This is a genomic window from Pseudomonas sihuiensis (assembly GCF_900106015.1).
Classification (GTDB): Bacteria; Pseudomonadota; Gammaproteobacteria; order Pseudomonadales; family Pseudomonadaceae; genus Aquipseudomonas; species Aquipseudomonas sihuiensis.
Genome location: NZ_LT629797.1, coordinates 1,933,852 through 1,949,070 on the forward strand (window position 1 = coordinate 1,933,852; position 15,219 = coordinate 1,949,070).

Below are 15,219 nucleotides of genomic sequence, written 5' to 3' on the forward strand. Positions count from 1 at the left end.
CCCCTAGAAAACCGGATTGCCATCGAACGGCGAACGACCTGCAAGATGCGGGACGCCGCCGTGGTTGGGAGCGTTGTCGAACTTGTCGTTGCACATCTGGATGGTTTGATTGCAGCCGGGATAGACGCGGATCGCCTGCCCAGGTTGCAGCCCGGCCGTCCCGCCTAGCAGGGCCAGATTGCTGCCGGTGTGACTCTCAATAGCACGGCGATCGAACTCACCCGAACCAACCGACCACTCGACCCAGCCCGCCGTGAAATAGCCGGCCGGGTAACTTGCGAATGCGCCACTGCTGATTACCAGGCCGTTCTTGCTCTGAATCTCGGTGGTGACGCGGTATAGATCACGATTAACACCGCACGCCACGCTGTAGAGAGCGTGGTGACAGGGTCGCTCCCAGCCTTGCCGCAGGCCTTGCATGGTCATGCGCGCAGAGAGTGGCTGGCAGACCAGTTGTGCCTGGTCACGCTTGGGCCAAGAGACGCTCTGAATACTGCCCACCCAGCTGACGACCTGCTCGTCCTCTCCCGCATGCCTGTCGAATATCGTCAGGGCGATCTCGTTCGACGGCGGTACCCCTCGATAGAGAGTGGCCACGTCGAGGTCGGCCGGCGCGGTGATCTTGAGCAGCTCGACGCTGGCTTCACCTGTCTGGCGAATCCCATCGTCCGAGATACCGCCGCGAAGCGTGCGGAAGATCTGTGTGCCCACGACCTCGTCTCGGTCTCCACTGGTGTAGAGCCAGCGCATGACGCCTCTGCTGAACTGGTACAGCCTTATCGGCGCACCATCAGCCAGTGAGTTCTCGCGGCTGTTAAAACTCATCGTCACGCTCCTCGCGAAACACCGTTGCCCAGCCGGCAACACCCTGGCTATCCGTCATGTGCTCGATCTCCTGGACGTCGCTCTCGAACCGCATCAGGTTCATCCAGCTGATCCGCGCGATATCGTCAGACCGCAGCTCGATACCCAGGGCCGCATCCAGCGCCAGGCGCTCGGTCTGGCCATCCAGCTCGGTGGCGCCGATGATGCGGCGCATCAGCACCGTGCCACTCCACAGCTCGATGCGAATATCGCGTCGGCCTGGCTTGCCGTTGCTGAACCTGGTGTAACCGATGTTCACGATGTCGATGGTGGTGGCCACCGCAGAGGCCGTGGCGACGACGGTGAGGTCATCCATGTGGCTCGGCACCCAAACCACCTTCTGCCTGCCGCACATCCCATAGATGAACGAGCGCACCAGCGCCCGAGCCGCCCGGCCGAGGTCGAGATGGCGTTGGCCGAGTACCTGGAACGCCCGGCGGGCGGTGTCAGTGACCAGTGGCTGAGCGAACCCACTGTCCAGTGTCGAACGCAGGCGCTGGGCAGCATGGGTGAGGTTCTCGGTGTCGTCGGGGCGCCGATCCCAAACCGGCCGGCCTCTATATAAGGAGGCTGGCAACCACTCAGGCCAGTCACAGGCCTCGACAACAAGGAAGCGCACCTCGGCCTCGATCAGCCGGTCGGTCAGCTTGTTTAGCGATGGCTCCTCGAGCAGCTGAGCCGAGCGAGCGGGATACAGGCGCGAGCCGGCCGGCCAGGCCAGCTGGGTGTTACGTTTTAGCTGCAGGCCTTCGGGGAGTACTTCGAGGATCTCGACCGTCTCGCTGGTGAAAGCATCCTCGCCACGCAGCATCGCCAGGCCACCGGCGCGGAAGTCGAGCCATTGGGTGCTGCAGGGGATGAAGTCGACGTCGGCGGCAATGCCGGCATTGAGCAGCTGGATATCAGGCCAGATCGGTATCGACCAGATGCGATCGCTCCACCCGAACAACGCGAGGTCGAGCAACTGGCGCTCACGACCCTCGGCGTACATTGCGCCATTGAACTCACGCCGCGGCGAGCCGCGCAGCTTGCGGCGCTGGCTGACCCCGGACTCGCTCTGCAGGATGTCGGTGGCGGCCGTGAGCCTCTCGCGGATGCTGTCGCCCCAGTCCGGCACGAAGGTCCAGGCGATGATGCGGTTGGCGGTGACGCGTAGGCCTGCCTCACGGCCGTTGTCGAACTCCCAGGTAACGACGGTATCAAGCACCGGCTGGCCATCCGGGGTGACGGTGAGCTGCCAGGTCAGTTCCTTCAGCGCTGGGAACAGCAGCGGCGGGTCGGGCTGGCCGCTGACGAGCACGCCTTCGTCCGTGCCGCCGATATCGACCAGGGTGCGAGGCTCCAGGAAGGCATTCCACAGAAAAACGTCCTGAGTCTGCGCCGATACAACGTTGCCAAGGTCGAGCTGTTTCGGGCTGATGTGGATGCGGTGATACCAGTCGTCAACATGGGCATGTAAGCGTTTGACCGACAACGCACGGCCGTTCACCTCCACTGGCCAATGAGGTGTAATTGTTGCCTCACCAACACGCTGCGTATCGCTGACATAAGGCGACGGATCAAACTGATTGACCCAGGCGAACGTCCAATGATCTTGAGTCAGATTCGGGTTTTCGATGCCGCCTAGAGTCGGGAGCACTGCTTGTCCGTTGAGAACGGCCACAATTAAGGCCCCTCGTAGCGGATAGCCCAGCCAAATGTCCCGGTATGATCAATGTTATTCCCGCCATTACGGGCCGACGTGTCCTTCCTATACCACGGGAATACCTTCCAGCGGTCTGGCCCGATCGAGACAACCTCTCCAGGAACATAGTTGTCTATGCGTGTGTAGCGTGCGTGTTCAAGCTCGGAGGTCAGACTTAACTTACTGGACGGCCTGACCTTCCAAGATCGCAGAGGCAGCAGCACAGCCTCACTATTCCACCGACTAGGCAGAACACTAATCAGGGGCGCTAATGGTCCAGGACCCACATAGGAAGCACCGAGTGTCTGGCTCAACGCCCAGCCTTGGCCATCTAAGTCCGAATGAACGAACGAATTGCGGTTAGATAGCCCGTTATTCTGCGTGTACCAAAACAGGGCGCCAGTTGTATGGCTTGCACCGTTGTTGGACGACTCCGGATCAATACGTATTCCCCCATCGGCGGCCAGTGAGCCTATAGATGCGCCAAGCCACATTCCTGATCCAGGCAACCCTTGTATCGTGGAATTACCAAATGCACACCACTGATAGAAGTCGATGCTGTACCTACAGACCAGATAGACCTCGCTTTCAAAAGCGAAGACTTCGTATGTCAATGGAAACACGATAGGAACGCTACCTATCTGCCCAAGCCGTACAACATTTGGTGCATCCCCACTCGCAGCAGAGGTACGCCCCAGCAACGACAAATAACCAGATACCACCTGCAAACGCAGGAACATTGCCCCCTTGCTGAGCACCTCAGTCACTTCATTCCATGCCCAGCCCTCAGCCACACAGGCGTCAACCAAGGCACTCCGGACCGCCGCCATGTCATTTGCCGAACCGGTGTAGTAGGCCATCAGACGTCCAACCTCATTGCGTAATAGTCTGTGAAACCGTTCCGACCAGCGTCCTGGATTACGACATAGTCGATAGCATCAACGGTAAGAGTGTTCTCCACAGCATTGTCGAAGCCAGAGATATAGAAGACCCCGTCCAACGAGCCCCACAGATTGGAGCTGTTGTCATGCAGCTCGACTGGCAACAGGTGGTAATAACCGCCGGTATCACGGAGTTGGGTCACGCCAGCGATGTCATCATTGCCCCAGGGATAGCAGTAGGCGTTGAGCCAGTTGTCATTGCTGCGCAGCCCCAGACGCGCTGAGTTGCCCTTGTAGCCGATGCCGTGGTTCGCCGAGGTGTCACTGAAACGCAGTGTCGCGGCACCGTTGAGCATGCCGCTGCAGACGACCGGGTACGGGTACTGGCTCGGCCGACCATAAGGCAGGCACTTGCCGACATAGCAGCTCTCGTACACAGGAGTGCCGACCTTCATCGCCAGCGCGATGCGCTGCGGGTTGAGGGTCAGCCAGTAATCGATACGGTTGTTGTGTGCCGGCACGCCACTCAGACGTGCTCCTGGTTGCGTGTCGAAGGTGTTGCCGGCGACGTATCCGGTGAACACCCCAGCCAGCAGGTTGTAGTAGTCGGCTGACGCGTCCTGGTAGGTGCGGAAGCCGACGAAGATCTCCTCCTCGCCGGTGTAGCCCACACCCTTCAGGATCAATTCACGGTTGGCCGGGGCGGTGTCATAGCGCAGCACGATCCAGCCGTTCGCCGAGGCGAAGTCGCGGATGGTCTCCAGCATCTTGTAGTGGGCGAGCACACCGCCCGAGTTGTCGACGAAGCCGATTTGATGGGGCATCAGTTGTTCAGTCCTAGTATTTGGCGGAACTTGCCGGGCTCACGGGAGATGGCAACGGCGATCGCTTCGTTGCCGACCGGGCCGGACATCACGTCGCCGATCCGCTGCGGATCGTCGATCAGATAGAAGTTCTGGCTGTTCTTGAGCGTGGTACCCGACTCCTTTGCCGGCTCAGCCAGGCGGGTGTTTGCCAGCCCAGGCGACGGCAAGGCCGGTGCCGGCACGCCGGCTAGGCCGCCAGTCGAGTGGCGCACGCGGTAGTCATTCACAGCAGCCATACCGCGGGCGTTGAAGTCGTGCAGGAAGGCGAGCGCTCCGGGCTGCTGCACGACGGCGGCACGGGTGACGAACTCGTAGTTGGAGAGCCAGGCTGGAATGCTGTCGCTGGTGGTGGTACCAGGGCCGGTGATATGGCCACCAGTCGACGCTGCCACAGCAGCGACAGAGGCGACTCCTGAAATCGCATCGCTGGTCGAGCTTGCCGCTGATGCACCAATGATCGCCTGCGCCATCGCTGCGGCTGCCGTTGTGCCCGCAGTTGTGATTGCGCCTGCCATAGCAGTTGCCGCTGTCGTGCCACCAGCCGTGATCCCTGTACCCATTGCCGTGGCGCCGGCGGTCGATGCCGTGGTGATGGCCGTTGCCGTTGCCGTAGCAGCGGCCGTCTCAGGCGCTGCATCAGCACCACTGCCGAACATGCCCATCACACTGTTGGTCAGCCCTTCAGCCAGGTTCTTGGCGGCCATCTGCGCCAGGGCATCGGCTACGCTCTGGCCCAGGGCGGTGACGGCATCGCGCAGATCCATGGTGCCGCGGGCCAGTCCAGAAAGCGCCGAGGTCAGGCCGCCCTCGATGCCGGTGCGCAGGGTCTCCTGCAGGAGCGTGGTGGTGGCCATCAGGCGCTGGGCTTGAGCGTCGAGTGCGTACAGAGCCTGGGAGGCCGCCTCGCCGACTGCACCAGGTTGCGCAGCAAGCTCGGCCAGCACCGGGCGGATCTGCTCCAGTTGGGCGTAAGTCTCGCGGTGGATCTCCAGGATGCGCTCGCGCGCCTGCAGCTCGGTGATCAGGCCAGCATCCTGCTGCACGTTGACCGACTGCTCCTGGCGCTGCTGCTCGGCCCGGATGCGGTCCATCTCGCGCTGCACGTCATCGACGCGCACCTTGGCTTCAGCCACCGGGATCAGCTTGTCCAGCCACGCTAGGCCGGCTTCGTTGCCTGCCTTCTCGAACTCGGTACGCATGCCGGCAAACTTGGTGCGGATCTCCAGCAGCGCGGCATCTGTCTCGCGCCCTGCAGCACGCAGGAACTCAGCCTCAAGGCCGACATTGGTGCGGGCGTTGGCGTCGGCCTGGCGCTGTGCCTCGGCGGCATCGATCAGAGCCAGCGCAGCATCGGCCCGCGCACGCATGGCGCCGGTCAGGCCTTTCTCGGCCAGCTCGTACTGGCGCACTTCGGCAGCGGTCAGGCCGATCTTGGCGGCCTGATCCTCCAGGCCCTGCACGTAACTCAGCTGCTGGCGAACGCTCTGCTCGGTTGCACGCAGCGCGGCCTGGGCGGCGCGTTCTTGCTCGCGCAGGGCGGCAGTGGCCTTGCGCTGCTCTTCGGTGGCTGCACGTTTGGCATCGGCTTCGGCCTGGTTGGCCTCGCGCTGCTTATCGGTGGCTTCAGCCGCCTCCAGCATGCGCTTGCCCAGTTCACTGGTGGCCTCGATGTTCTGTTCCTGCATCACCCGCTGGGCGCGCTCAACGCTGGTCAGGTTCTGCAGGCTCTGCAGCTGAGCCTCGGCACCTTTGACGAAGGCGTCGGCAGCCTTGGTGCGCTCCTGGGAGGTTGCGATGGCCTCGCGCTCGGCCTCTGCCGCCTCTGCCGTCTGTTTCGCCTGCTCGTCACGCAGGCGAATCTGCTCGCGCAGGCCTTCTTCCTCGGCAGCCAGGCGCGCTTCCAGCGCCGGATCGATGCCACCGCCGACTCGGTCTCCACGCACGCCGAACATAGCGGTCTGCCGTTGACGCGCCACCTCGGCGAGTTTGTCTTCCAAGGTGTCAGCTCGGCCAATGTCGAGCATCGCATCCCAGGCTTCTGCGGCCACATTCTTGACCGCCTGCCAGGCAGATTCCACCAGCCCCAGGTTGCCAGCGATATCGGCAGCCCGACTCTGCATGGCTTCGGCCAGGGCCTCCATCGCTACCTGTGCCGCACCAGCCTGATCGCCCTGGGCTTCCAGCGCAGCGATCTGCTCGTACACCGCCAACGTCAGGTAGTTGTACTGCTCGTTGAGCTTGGCGGATGCCTCGGCCGGCTCCTCGGCCAGCTTCTTGAACTCGTCGACCGTGGTGCTGACAGCGCGGCCGATGCTGTTCTCCATCACCACAGCAGTAGTCGCGATGAGCTGGATCTGGTCGGCGGTGAACTTACCTGCAGCAGTTACTTCAGCCAGCGCTGCTGCAGCTTGGCGCTGGGTACCGGAGACCGCATCAATCTGGCGGGCCATTGCCGCCAACTGGTCAGCCGAGACGCCTGCCGAATTTCCCGTCAGGGCAATGGCCTTTTCATACTCGTAAGTCTCGGCCGCGCCCTGAACGGCCGCGATCACCGTCGCACCAATCGCCGCCGTGACACTGGCGATGGCCAGCGTCAGCGGATTGATGGTGCTGACCAGGGCCCGGCCGGCGTTGGCCCACCCGCCGAAGCTGTCGCGGATCTGGCCACCTTGCTGCACGGCCACCAGCCAGATCGGCATGCCGCTGGCCAGACTGGTGGTGATGTCGGTGATCTGCATCGGCAGCTGCCGCATGGCCTGCTGGTACTGCCCAGCCGTGATGCCGGCAACGCGCATTTGATCAGTGGTACCGCCCAGGAGCTGACGTTGCGTCTGCAGCTTGGCGTTGAAGTCGTCGAAGGTGTCCAGATCGATCTGGCCGGAGGCACGAGCGCGGCGTAGTTGCTGCTCCATGTTGTCCAGCTCGTCGAGCTTGCGGATAACCGGATCGATCTTGCCGAGCAGCTGCTGCAGCTCCTGGGCTTCTTTCTCGGTAGCCGCTGCGGCCTGAGCGGCGGCCTCGGCAGCTCGCAGATCGGCCTGGGCCTTCTCCTGGGCGGCGCGCTCGGCGGCGTGGTAGGCGCGCATCGACTCGTTCTGAGCCGCTGCGTTTTCCTGCCAGTTTGCGCCCGCCAGGCGCGTGGCGTTGGCGCTTTCCATCATGCTGGCCGCAGCAGCGTCGGCGGCGACCTTTTGCTGTACCGCCGCCTCGGCGATGCCACGCAGGCGCGCGGCTGCCTGATCTGCAGTCTCGCCCAGGTGATTGAGTTCAGCGCTTGATGTTGCTGCGCCCGCGCCGACCCCCTCGACGGTCTGAGCAAGCCCCTGCAGCTCGCGCTGGCCTTGTTCCAGGTCAGTCTTGAGGCGCAGAGCAAACTCGATATCACCGCGATTGTTCATCGGTCAGCATCCAGATGGGTGGGATGCCGACATGCTCGCGCGCGCGGGGCAGGATGTAATTTTGACGAGGCAAAAGCATGCACAGCCAGGCGCATCTAACGATATAGATGCACCTTGCTGTGTCGATGGCGGCTAGTTACCCGCCGCCAGGGTTCGGGTGTTACTTACAGGTCGGGAGAGTCGCCTTTCAACTGCTCGATCGCCTCGCGGCATTCCTGCGAGGTGGTGCGCTGCAGCTCGGCCTGGGCGGTGTCGCCTTCAGCTTCGCTGTAAGGCTGGTTATGTTCGGCAATCTCTGCAGTACGTTGCAGCTCGGCAATGGCCTGTTTCATGGTGCCTCCTACGGCAACAGCTCTTTGAAGTGCTTGTTGGCGGCCTCACCACCGGCGAAGGCCAGGTTCATGTCCTTCAGCATCTCGGCACGCTCCGTGCGCCGCCGGCGCTTTTCAGCCTCGAACAGCAGCAGGATCTGCCGCTCGGTGTAGCGGCCTATTCGCTCGACGTCGCCGTAGCCGGCGCGGATGAGGCAGGCATAGACGTCTGCCCAGCGCGCTGCTTTTCCGCCTCGGCCGCCCGGTAACGCTCGGCCAGAATCCGGCTTAGGGCGCGCCGATAGAAAAAAGGGCCGTTGGCCGTCCACCACTTGTAAAGCAGGGCATCGCCTTCGTCCTGGTCCTTGAGCGTGCGCAGCTCCTCGACCTCGATGTCGGCCGAGGTGGCCACCGCCTGCAGGACGTCATCCAGGTGCGCAACGACCAGCTCCATGATCTGTTCCAGGGGCGGCACCGAGTCGGCCTTGATCAGCTCGTACAAACCGTCCAGGAACGGCTTGAGCTGCTGGCGAACCTGCAGGCCCTCGACGAAGCCATACTCGCGCACTACGACAACGCGCCCGTTCAGCTTCGCCTCCAGGTTGGGGTGAAGTTTCTGCAGGTCATCCGCGCCCTCGGCCGCTGGGGCCTCGGGCGCGCTGATGATGCCTTGCTTCTTCTTGCGCTGGGCCATGGTCAGGCAGCCATTTCAACGAAGCGGCCAAACTGACCCAGGTCGCCCGAGGCGGGCTTGCTGGAATCCAGCAGCGTGGTGAAGGTGACCGGCGAGCCGGCCAACTGGTTGCCGCTGGTAATGAGCGAGAGCTGTTGCAGCAGGCCGGCGCTGGTCTTGTACAGCTCGACCAGGATCGGTGCCCCGTTCTCGGCCAGGTTGATGCCCTTGTACTTCAGCGCGTAGTTCTTGTCGGTACCGGCCAGGAAGGCGGCCTGCTTGGTGGCCCCATGGCTGTAAGCGGCTACCAGCGGCTGAGTCGGCGCAGGCGAGGTCGGCAGGGTCAGGATCTCGACATCGCCGAACACGTCATAGTCGAAGTGGGTACCGCGCACCAGCTCGGCCGGGGTCGGCGTCAGGCTGTCGGTGATGACCAGGTCGGTCACGTTCATGTGATCGAGCGCGATCAGGTCACCATCTGCCACCGGGTTCGGCAGCTCCTCACCGGTCACGGTGCCGGCGATCTGCGCGCTCATGCGCGAGCGGGTGAAGCGGCCAACGTTGTCGGCATCGAGCTGGTGCATGGTGGCGTTCCAGGTCATGCCCAGCTCTTTGCCAAAGTCACGCACCATGGCATTGACGCCGCTGAACGACTCCCGGTGTTGAACGCGGGTTTCGGCGCCCTGGCCCGACAATTCGGACACATCACCAATCCAGACCCAGGGGCCCAACAAACCACCCGCGAGGATCTCGGCAATCCACAGCTTGCCTTGGCCGAAGTAGTAAGACTCAGACATTGTGCACCTCGTTATTCGGCAGCCGGAGCGGCGGCGTCGGTAGTTTCAGGGGTTGCGACCACACCCGCGCGAATCAGGAAGTCGCGCTCGGGGGCGGTCACGGTGATGGTCGCGCCTTTGGGGTGATCCTCGCCGGCATGCTTGTGCGGCTTGGCCAGTTTCACCTTGTGCAGCTCGGGCTTGGCGGCCTGCTTGGCTGCGGTTTCGGGTTGCTTGCTCACGGGTTGCCCCCTAGTACGTGGGTGGTGGTGTAAATGTCGATCCAGAGCACACGGTCGCTGTCGCTATCGAGCACCTGGCCCTTGAGCCAGATGCAATCCTTCCAGCCGGCTGGGGCCCAGCCGATAAGGGCCTCTCGGGCCTTACCGGCAAAAATCATCACTTCATCCTTGGCCGCGTCCGCATGCAGGTCGCGGTAGTTCCTGGCGCAGATCACTACGCCGAACACGGCACCGGCTGCTGCCTTGCGCTTGGGTTGCGGGCCATCGGCTGCCGGGTTGGTCTCGGCAGCCAGTACCACCCAGCAGTCGCCGGTGCGGAAGTCCTGCAGCCCCTTGAGCGTGTGATACGCGGCGGCGCCGTTGACCTCGCCGAAGTCCTGCACCTGGTCGCGCAGGCGGTTCTCGACGAGCGTGGTATCCAGGGGCGCGAAGTTCATCAGTACGCCCGCCTGCTGGTGCGGTCGAACACGCTTGGCGCGGACTCGAAACGCACGTCGAGCTGGTTCGGGTTGCTGGTGATTGGATCCTCGGCGCCCAAGCTGAACTTGCCCTCGGCGACCAGGCCCAGGAACTTCAGCGCATCCTTGTAGTTGCGCACGATCGGGTCAGAATCCTCTTTGCCGCCACGGTCCTTGTGCAGCAGGTACCGGGCGATATCGCGCGCCCAGCCGGTGACCAGTTTCGGTACCGGGCTGAGCGGCAGCGGGTAGCTGCGCTTGGCCAGGTAGCCGTCAATCAGGCTTTCAGCCTCGGTGACGGCGTCCTGGATGCGCTGCAGGGCATCATCCGCGACGGCAACCAGGTCAGCCGCCCAGGCGCTGCGGTCAGCGCCGCGCAGGGTGGCCTCCATCAAGTCGGTGGCCACCGCGCGCACGCCTTCCTTGGTGGCCACCTGGGCCAGTTCGCGTGCGCCTGGGCGTTCGGCCAGGTCGTCGAGGCTGATGTACTGCATGGGTTACTCCACCCGCTCGCCGACACGGCCGGAGAAGATGCCGCGCTCAACCTTGAGGTTGGGCTCGCTCTCCAGCTGCTCGATCTGCTCAGCCGTCAGTGCATCCAGGGCGATGCCGAAGCCCTCGCGGGTGAAGCGAAAGCCACAGCGGCGGAAGCCCTGCTCGGGAATCGCCACCACCCAAAGCCCCTCGATATCGCCGTCGTCGTCCAGGCCATCAACAGCATCAGTGGCATTGCCACCTGCAGGCGATGCCGCTGCCTGCGCCTCCGCACCTGGTTGAGTCACAACGGCATCGCCCACAGACGCCTGGGGCGCGGCAGATGCCGGTTGGCTGGTGGCGGCCGCCGTATCAGGCGCGGCCGGGGCGGTATCAGGGTCGCCAGTGGACGGCGCAGGCGTAACCGCTGCGCCGATACCCACCTTGGCCTCGATCTGCATAGCCAGTTGCTCAGGCGGCAACTCGGCAAAGCCCTCGATCTCGACGAACTGGCCGACCTGGCGCAGCAGCGGCTCATCGAGCTGCGACAGCTGGATCAGGTAGCCCAGGTTCTCCCCAGCGGCTTCGAGCATGTCCAGATACGCGCCAATCTCATCACCGCCCAGGATCACGACCGGGTGGGCTTCCTGCCCGCTCGAACCGGCGTCCGAGCCGGGTGCCTCGCTCTTGGTAGGTGCCGCCAGCTGGTTGTCCAGCTTTTCGGCGGCCGCTGGGGCTGCCTTTTCTGCGCTCTTGGTAGGCGCCTTTGCAGGCGCCTTGGTAGCGGTTGATTTACCAGCCATGCATCACCCCCATCACAGCCACGGCGTGACGAGCACGTCGACGGCGTTGCGGTTGATGTTGGTGGAGCCGTTGGCGCCACGCTCGGCCTGGACAATCTCCAGGGCCTGTTCGCGCAGAGTCGGCGGCACTACCAGGAGGCGCGGACGAATGCCCAGCTTGCGATCGCGATCGCCGGTCATGGTCTGCATGGAAGCGAAGACGTCATTGAAGGCGGTGGCATCCAGCGTCTCGCGAGAGGCATAGGCCAGCTGCCAGAGGCCGAAGCCTGCGTTCAGGCGGCCATCTGCACCGTACACGTACTCCTTGCGCATGAAGACGTTCTCGTCGCGCTCCTGGTCCATCGACACGAACTGATAGTTGCGGCGACGCTGCAGGATGATCGGGCGGATCACGCGCGAGGTGTCGAGGATGAACCAAGGGGTACCACTACCACCCTGGAAGTTGCTCTTGCTCACCTCGGCGCCGGCCTTGTTCGTCACCGGGTGATCGGTGTCGAAGAAGTTCTGACCGTCGTAGCAAGGCAAGGTGAAGCCGTTGCTCAGCAGGTCATACACCAGGGAGCCGGGATGCTCTGCGGCGTCTTGGCCAAGCTGGGCCATAAGCGGGCTGAACACACCGTAAGAGTCGTCTTCGATGTTCTCGCGGGGAACGCCCACGGTGTTTTCGAAGGTTTTGTTCTTGATGGTGTAGTCATGCAGAGCCAGGTTCTGGATGACGCGGTCGCCGATCCACTCGCGGAAGCCAGTGGTCTGGCCCAGCCATGGATAGGTCTCTTTGCCAGTGGTCGAGGGCACATCCAGCACGAACGGCGCGTAGTCGGGCTGGATACCAGCGAAGGCGTTCTGGAAGGCGGCCTTGTAGCCGGTGAACAGCAGCTGCAGGTTTGCGCGGTTGATGATCATCTGAGTCTTGCTCCTTAGATTTCGACCCAGACGCCTGCCTCATCCACATCGCGGATGATGCCGGCTACCGAGCGGGTGTTGGTGGCAGAGGTCTTGGCGACCGTCTGGTCGTCGACGATGTACGCCGTGTTGCCGATATCGGCGCGGGTGATCTCGTCGGCCGAGGCGCTGTTGGAGAACCGGAACACACCACGGCGGATCTCGATGCGCAACGCACCGTCAGCACCATCGCGGTTGTCCACATGTTCCTCGGCACGGCCACGCGCCTTCAGGGTGGTCGAGGTACTACCTGGCACCGAAAAACCCGCCGCGTTCAGGCAAGCCAGGGAACCGGCGAAGATGCGAGTAGAGGCAGCGACGGGGTCGTTGAACTGCACGCCATCGCGGCGGGGGGTGTTGCGGTCTTTGGTGAGCGCGGTCATGGCTTATTGCTCCTCGGCCTTGGCGGCCTTGAACTGTTCGGCGGTCAGGCCCATGGCCGAGCAAACAGCCAGCTCTTCCTTGGTCAGGCCGTTTTTCTCGTCCGTTACCGGTGGTTTGCCCTGGGTCTGACTGGAGGCCAGCGCAGCGATCGGCGCAGCCTTGTCCAGGTAGGCGGTCAGGGCGGCGCGGTTGCTCTTGCCGAGGTCGCGTGCCCACTCTTCCATCGGCTTGGCCAGTCGGCCGTCCTCCAGGGCGGCGGTGATCTGGCTGTCGAGATCCTTGTCATCACGCTCACCCAGGCGTGCGGTCAGCGCGGCGATATCGGCCTTCAGGCCTTCGGCCACGGACAGCGGCACGAACTGCGCCGGATCAGGGGTGGCGGTCGCCTTGGCCTTGAGGCCGGTGCAGGCTGCCAGCATGGCTTCGCCACCGGCCTTTTCATCCAGGCCCAGCAGCTTGCGCAGGTTGGTGGTGTGGGCGGAGAGCGCGGCGACTGCCTGCTCTTCGGTGGTGTTCTCGGCCAGGCCGAGGGCGGCGATCAGCGCCTGCAGCAATTGGTTCACGGGGTTTTCCTCTGGGGAGTCATCGAAACAGCCGAACGACGCGGCGGCGCGCAGGCTGAGTTCCTGCATGCCGTCGATTGCCGGGGCATTGGTGAGCGCGCCCATCTGCACGTCCAGGACGTCGCCGGTGGTCGGGTGGTAAAGGAACACGGGGGAGAAATACTGGTACTCGCCCTCGGCGATGTACTGCGCGGCGCGGGCGGTCAGCTGCACCCGGGCGAACAGGCCTTCACCTTCACGCCACTGCAGGTCGGTGTACCAGCCCGCGGCGGGCGCCGGCTGGCCGTTCTCTTCCTTGAGCAGAGTCTGGTGCTCGTAATCGACCACGCGCTTGTTCTTGGTGGCGTGGAAGCGCTCGATGACCTTGGTGGCCACCGCCTGGTTGATGTGCCAGGACGGCACCTTGATCTCGCGGCCATCAGCCGGCAGGAAATGGCCAGCCGGGGTCACCTGAACCCAGATGGTGTTGTCGGCAGCCGGCGCCCCCAGTACGAAACTGCAGGCGGCAAGTGCAACGGCGAGAGGGAGGCGTTTTGTCTTCATGCCGGCAGCTTGGCGCGGCAGGCCGGGCAAGTAATTTTGACGGGGCAAAAATCTCGCCGGCTGGCGAGGGCATTACGGCAGGAAATAAAGCCCGGCGTGAGGCCGGGCTAGGGAGGGTCAGCGCACGCGCAGGGCGTGGTCGGCGGGGTAGTCCAGCAGGGCCAGGGTGTTGTGCAGGGCTTGGTCGGCCAGCTCCTGCACTTTGTAGGCCTGCTGTTCCAGGTCGCCGGCCAGCACGTCCACCAGTTGGCACAGGTCGCTGCGCGACACATGGTCGAGCATGGCCGGGGTTTCGTCACCTTCGGCATCCACCGGCAGCGGCACGGCCAGCAGTTGTTTCAGGGCGCTCAGGGCGCCCATGCGTTCGGCCAGGCGGCGTGCGGCAAAAGCGTTAATCGCGGCCACTTGGTCGGGGCGCAGCTCATGCAGGCTCATTGCTCACCATCCTTGCTGCTCAGCGGCAGCAGGACGACGGCGGCGGCCTGTTGCAGGTGCCGGCCAATGCGGTCGAGCTGGTCGGCCAGCGGCTGGTTGTGCGCCGAGTTGCAGAAGCGCTGGGCCAACCGCTGTTGCTGCTCGATCAGCCGCGCCTGCTCGTTCTGCAGGTGCTTAACCGCCACAGCGGCGAGCAGCTCGGGGCTGCACTGTGGCTCGCCAGCCGCCGGGGAAAACTGATACTTGGCATGCAGCAGCAGGTTGATGGCGGCAGCGGATAGCCCCACCTCAGCGGCAATGGCCCGCTGCCGCCAGCCGGCGACGAACAGCTCCAGCACCTGGCGTTCCATGGCACGGGTGATCAGCACCCGACCGGACGGGCCGCGTGCCGGGGCGGCGGTTGCCGGCCGGGCGGCCAGTACCTGCTTGGCCCACACGCGGAACTCCTTGGCGCGGGCGGTGTTGGCGAAGAAGCCGAGCAGGATGCAGCCGCTGGAGGAGAAAAGACGGGTGTTTGGATTGCCTCGGGAATTCGTCGCCAAAACGGCGACGAATGTATCCGCCTCGGTGAACTCGTCGCTATGCGTATTGAAGAGCTTGATGACGCCCTTGCGGGCGTTGTCTGGCGCGTAGCCAAGGGCCAAGCCGATCTGCTCAGCAGTCAGCCAGCGCTGGCCGTTGCGGTCGATCACGTCGAGGCGGGTGTCGCGGAAGGTAAGAGCGGTCATGGTGGGACTCCGTAAGGTTCAGTCAATGCCTGATGGATTAGTAGCCCATCAGGTGGTCGGGACTCAACTAGGGCCTTACGGACCCCTGGCGCTTCTTCCCCCGAAGGGTGTTGTATCCGCGCTCTCATCCCGACCGTAAAAATGCAAACGCCAGCCCGAGGGCTGGCGGCAGGCGGCGTGGTCAGTGCCGTGGC

General features: G+C 63.8%; 17 protein-coding genes. All 17 read right to left on the reverse strand.

The annotated features are described in order from the left end of the window. Positions 1–3: 3 nt before the first annotated feature. Entirely contained in the window at positions 4–825 is an 822-nt protein-coding gene (locus tag BLT86_RS09135; RefSeq protein WP_092374092.1) for a phage BR0599 family protein, read from the reverse strand. Further along, a complete protein-coding gene (locus BLT86_RS09140; protein WP_231976569.1) occupies positions 815–2,503 on the reverse strand; it encodes a hypothetical protein in 1,689 nt (562 codons plus the stop codon). Before BLT86_RS09140 ends, BLT86_RS09135 begins: the two co-directional genes overlap by 11 nt. A gap of 26 nt (positions 2,504–2,529) precedes the next feature. After that, positions 2,530–3,408: a hypothetical protein gene (locus BLT86_RS25735; RefSeq protein ID WP_157719646.1), complete on the reverse strand. Its 879-nt coding sequence runs from the start codon at positions 3,406–3,408 to the stop codon at positions 2,530–2,532. Next, positions 3,408–4,253, reverse strand: coding sequence for a hypothetical protein (locus tag BLT86_RS09145; protein ID WP_092374086.1), 846 nt, complete (start codon positions 4,251–4,253; stop codon positions 3,408–3,410). The genes BLT86_RS25735 and BLT86_RS09145 overlap by 1 nt, the downstream gene beginning before the upstream one ends. Further along, complete coding sequence (locus BLT86_RS09150; RefSeq protein WP_092376220.1) at positions 4,253–7,693, reverse strand: phage tail length tape measure family protein; 3,441 nt, start codon at positions 7,691–7,693, stop codon at positions 4,253–4,255. The genes BLT86_RS09145 and BLT86_RS09150 overlap by 1 nt, the downstream gene beginning before the upstream one ends. 164 nt (positions 7,694–7,857) lie before the next feature. Beyond that, positions 7,858–8,025, reverse strand: coding sequence for a hypothetical protein (locus tag BLT86_RS25910; RefSeq protein WP_020306283.1), 168 nt, complete (start codon positions 8,023–8,025; stop codon positions 7,858–7,860). Positions 8,026–8,182: 157 nt separating this feature from the next. After that, the gene (locus BLT86_RS25740; protein ID WP_157719667.1) at positions 8,183–8,698 is read right to left on the reverse strand and encodes a DUF6631 family protein; all 516 of its coding nucleotides are present in this window, start codon (positions 8,696–8,698) and stop codon (positions 8,183–8,185) included. A gap of 2 nt (positions 8,699–8,700) precedes the next feature. Further along, the gene (locus BLT86_RS09165; protein WP_078458526.1) at positions 8,701–9,474 is read right to left on the reverse strand and encodes a phage tail tube protein; all 774 of its coding nucleotides are present in this window, start codon (positions 9,472–9,474) and stop codon (positions 8,701–8,703) included. An 11-nt stretch (positions 9,475–9,485) separates the two neighbouring features. Beyond that, positions 9,486–9,695, reverse strand: a complete 210-nt coding sequence (locus BLT86_RS09170; RefSeq protein WP_092376226.1) for a DUF7210 family protein — start codon at positions 9,693–9,695, stop codon at positions 9,486–9,488. Continuing rightward, the gene (locus BLT86_RS09175) at positions 9,692–10,132 is read right to left on the reverse strand and encodes a phage tail terminator protein (RefSeq protein ID WP_092376228.1); all 441 of its coding nucleotides are present in this window, start codon (positions 10,130–10,132) and stop codon (positions 9,692–9,694) included. The genes BLT86_RS09170 and BLT86_RS09175 overlap by 4 nt, the downstream gene beginning before the upstream one ends. Further along, the gene (locus BLT86_RS09180; protein ID WP_092376231.1) at positions 10,132–10,647 is read right to left on the reverse strand and encodes a gp436 family protein; all 516 of its coding nucleotides are present in this window, start codon (positions 10,645–10,647) and stop codon (positions 10,132–10,134) included. Before BLT86_RS09180 ends, BLT86_RS09175 begins: the two co-directional genes overlap by 1 nt. Before the next feature lie 3 nt (positions 10,648–10,650). Next, positions 10,651–11,430 carry an HI1506-related protein gene (locus tag BLT86_RS25990; protein ID WP_197676097.1) on the reverse strand — a complete coding sequence of 260 codons (780 nt, stop codon included), beginning with the start codon at positions 11,428–11,430 and terminating at the stop codon, positions 10,651–10,653. Between the two features lie 12 nt (positions 11,431–11,442). Continuing rightward, positions 11,443–12,333, reverse strand: a complete 891-nt coding sequence (locus BLT86_RS09190) for a Mu-like prophage major head subunit gpT family protein (protein ID WP_092376234.1) — start codon at positions 12,331–12,333, stop codon at positions 11,443–11,445. Between the two features lie 14 nt (positions 12,334–12,347). Continuing rightward, positions 12,348–12,755, reverse strand: a complete 408-nt coding sequence (locus tag BLT86_RS09195; protein WP_092376237.1) for a hypothetical protein — start codon at positions 12,753–12,755, stop codon at positions 12,348–12,350. A 3-nt stretch (positions 12,756–12,758) separates the two neighbouring features. Beyond that, complete coding sequence (locus BLT86_RS09200) at positions 12,759–13,862, reverse strand: phage protease (protein ID WP_092376240.1); 1,104 nt, start codon at positions 13,860–13,862, stop codon at positions 12,759–12,761. Between the two features lie 117 nt (positions 13,863–13,979). Next, positions 13,980–14,297, reverse strand: a complete 318-nt coding sequence (locus tag BLT86_RS09205) for a hypothetical protein (protein ID WP_092376243.1) — start codon at positions 14,295–14,297, stop codon at positions 13,980–13,982. Continuing rightward, positions 14,294–15,025: a BRO-N domain-containing protein gene (locus tag BLT86_RS09210; RefSeq protein WP_092376246.1), complete on the reverse strand. Its 732-nt coding sequence runs from the start codon at positions 15,023–15,025 to the stop codon at positions 14,294–14,296. The genes BLT86_RS09205 and BLT86_RS09210 overlap by 4 nt, the downstream gene beginning before the upstream one ends. Between the last annotated feature and the right edge of the window lie 194 nt (positions 15,026–15,219).

Coding starts and splice junctions, on each gene's coding strand:
- BLT86_RS09135 (WP_092374092.1), bottom strand. CDS start 825: ATGAGTTTTAACAGCCGCGAGAACTCACTGGCTGATGGTGCGCCGATA.
- BLT86_RS25735 (WP_157719646.1), bottom strand. CDS start 3,408: ATGGCCTACTACACCGGTTCGGCAAATGACATGGCGGCGGTCCGGAGT.
- BLT86_RS09145 (WP_092374086.1), bottom strand. CDS start 4,253: ATGCCCCATCAAATCGGCTTCGTCGACAACTCGGGCGGTGTGCTCGCC.
- BLT86_RS09150 (WP_092376220.1), bottom strand. CDS start 7,693: ATGAACAATCGCGGTGATATCGAGTTTGCTCTGCGCCTCAAGACTGAC.
- BLT86_RS25910 (WP_020306283.1), bottom strand. CDS start 8,025: ATGAAACAGGCCATTGCCGAGCTGCAACGTACTGCAGAGATTGCCGAA.
- BLT86_RS25740 (WP_157719667.1), bottom strand. CDS start 8,698: ATGGCCCAGCGCAAGAAGAAGCAAGGCATCATCAGCGCGCCCGAGGCC.
- BLT86_RS09165 (WP_078458526.1), bottom strand. CDS start 9,474: ATGTCTGAGTCTTACTACTTCGGCCAAGGCAAGCTGTGGATTGCCGAG.
- BLT86_RS09175 (WP_092376228.1), bottom strand. CDS start 10,132: ATGAACTTCGCGCCCCTGGATACCACGCTCGTCGAGAACCGCCTGCGC.
- BLT86_RS09180 (WP_092376231.1), bottom strand. CDS start 10,647: ATGCAGTACATCAGCCTCGACGACCTGGCCGAACGCCCAGGCGCACGC.
- BLT86_RS25990 (WP_197676097.1), bottom strand. CDS start 11,430: ATGGCTGGTAAATCAACCGCTACCAAGGCGCCTGCAAAGGCGCCTACC.
- BLT86_RS09190 (WP_092376234.1), bottom strand. CDS start 12,333: ATGATCATCAACCGCGCAAACCTGCAGCTGCTGTTCACCGGCTACAAG.
- BLT86_RS09195 (WP_092376237.1), bottom strand. CDS start 12,755: ATGACCGCGCTCACCAAAGACCGCAACACCCCCCGCCGCGATGGCGTG.
- BLT86_RS09200 (WP_092376240.1), bottom strand. CDS start 13,862: ATGAAGACAAAACGCCTCCCTCTCGCCGTTGCACTTGCCGCCTGCAGT.
- BLT86_RS09205 (WP_092376243.1), bottom strand. CDS start 14,297: ATGAGCCTGCATGAGCTGCGCCCCGACCAAGTGGCCGCGATTAACGCT.
- BLT86_RS09210 (WP_092376246.1), bottom strand. CDS start 15,025: ATGACCGCTCTTACCTTCCGCGACACCCGCCTCGACGTGATCGACCGC.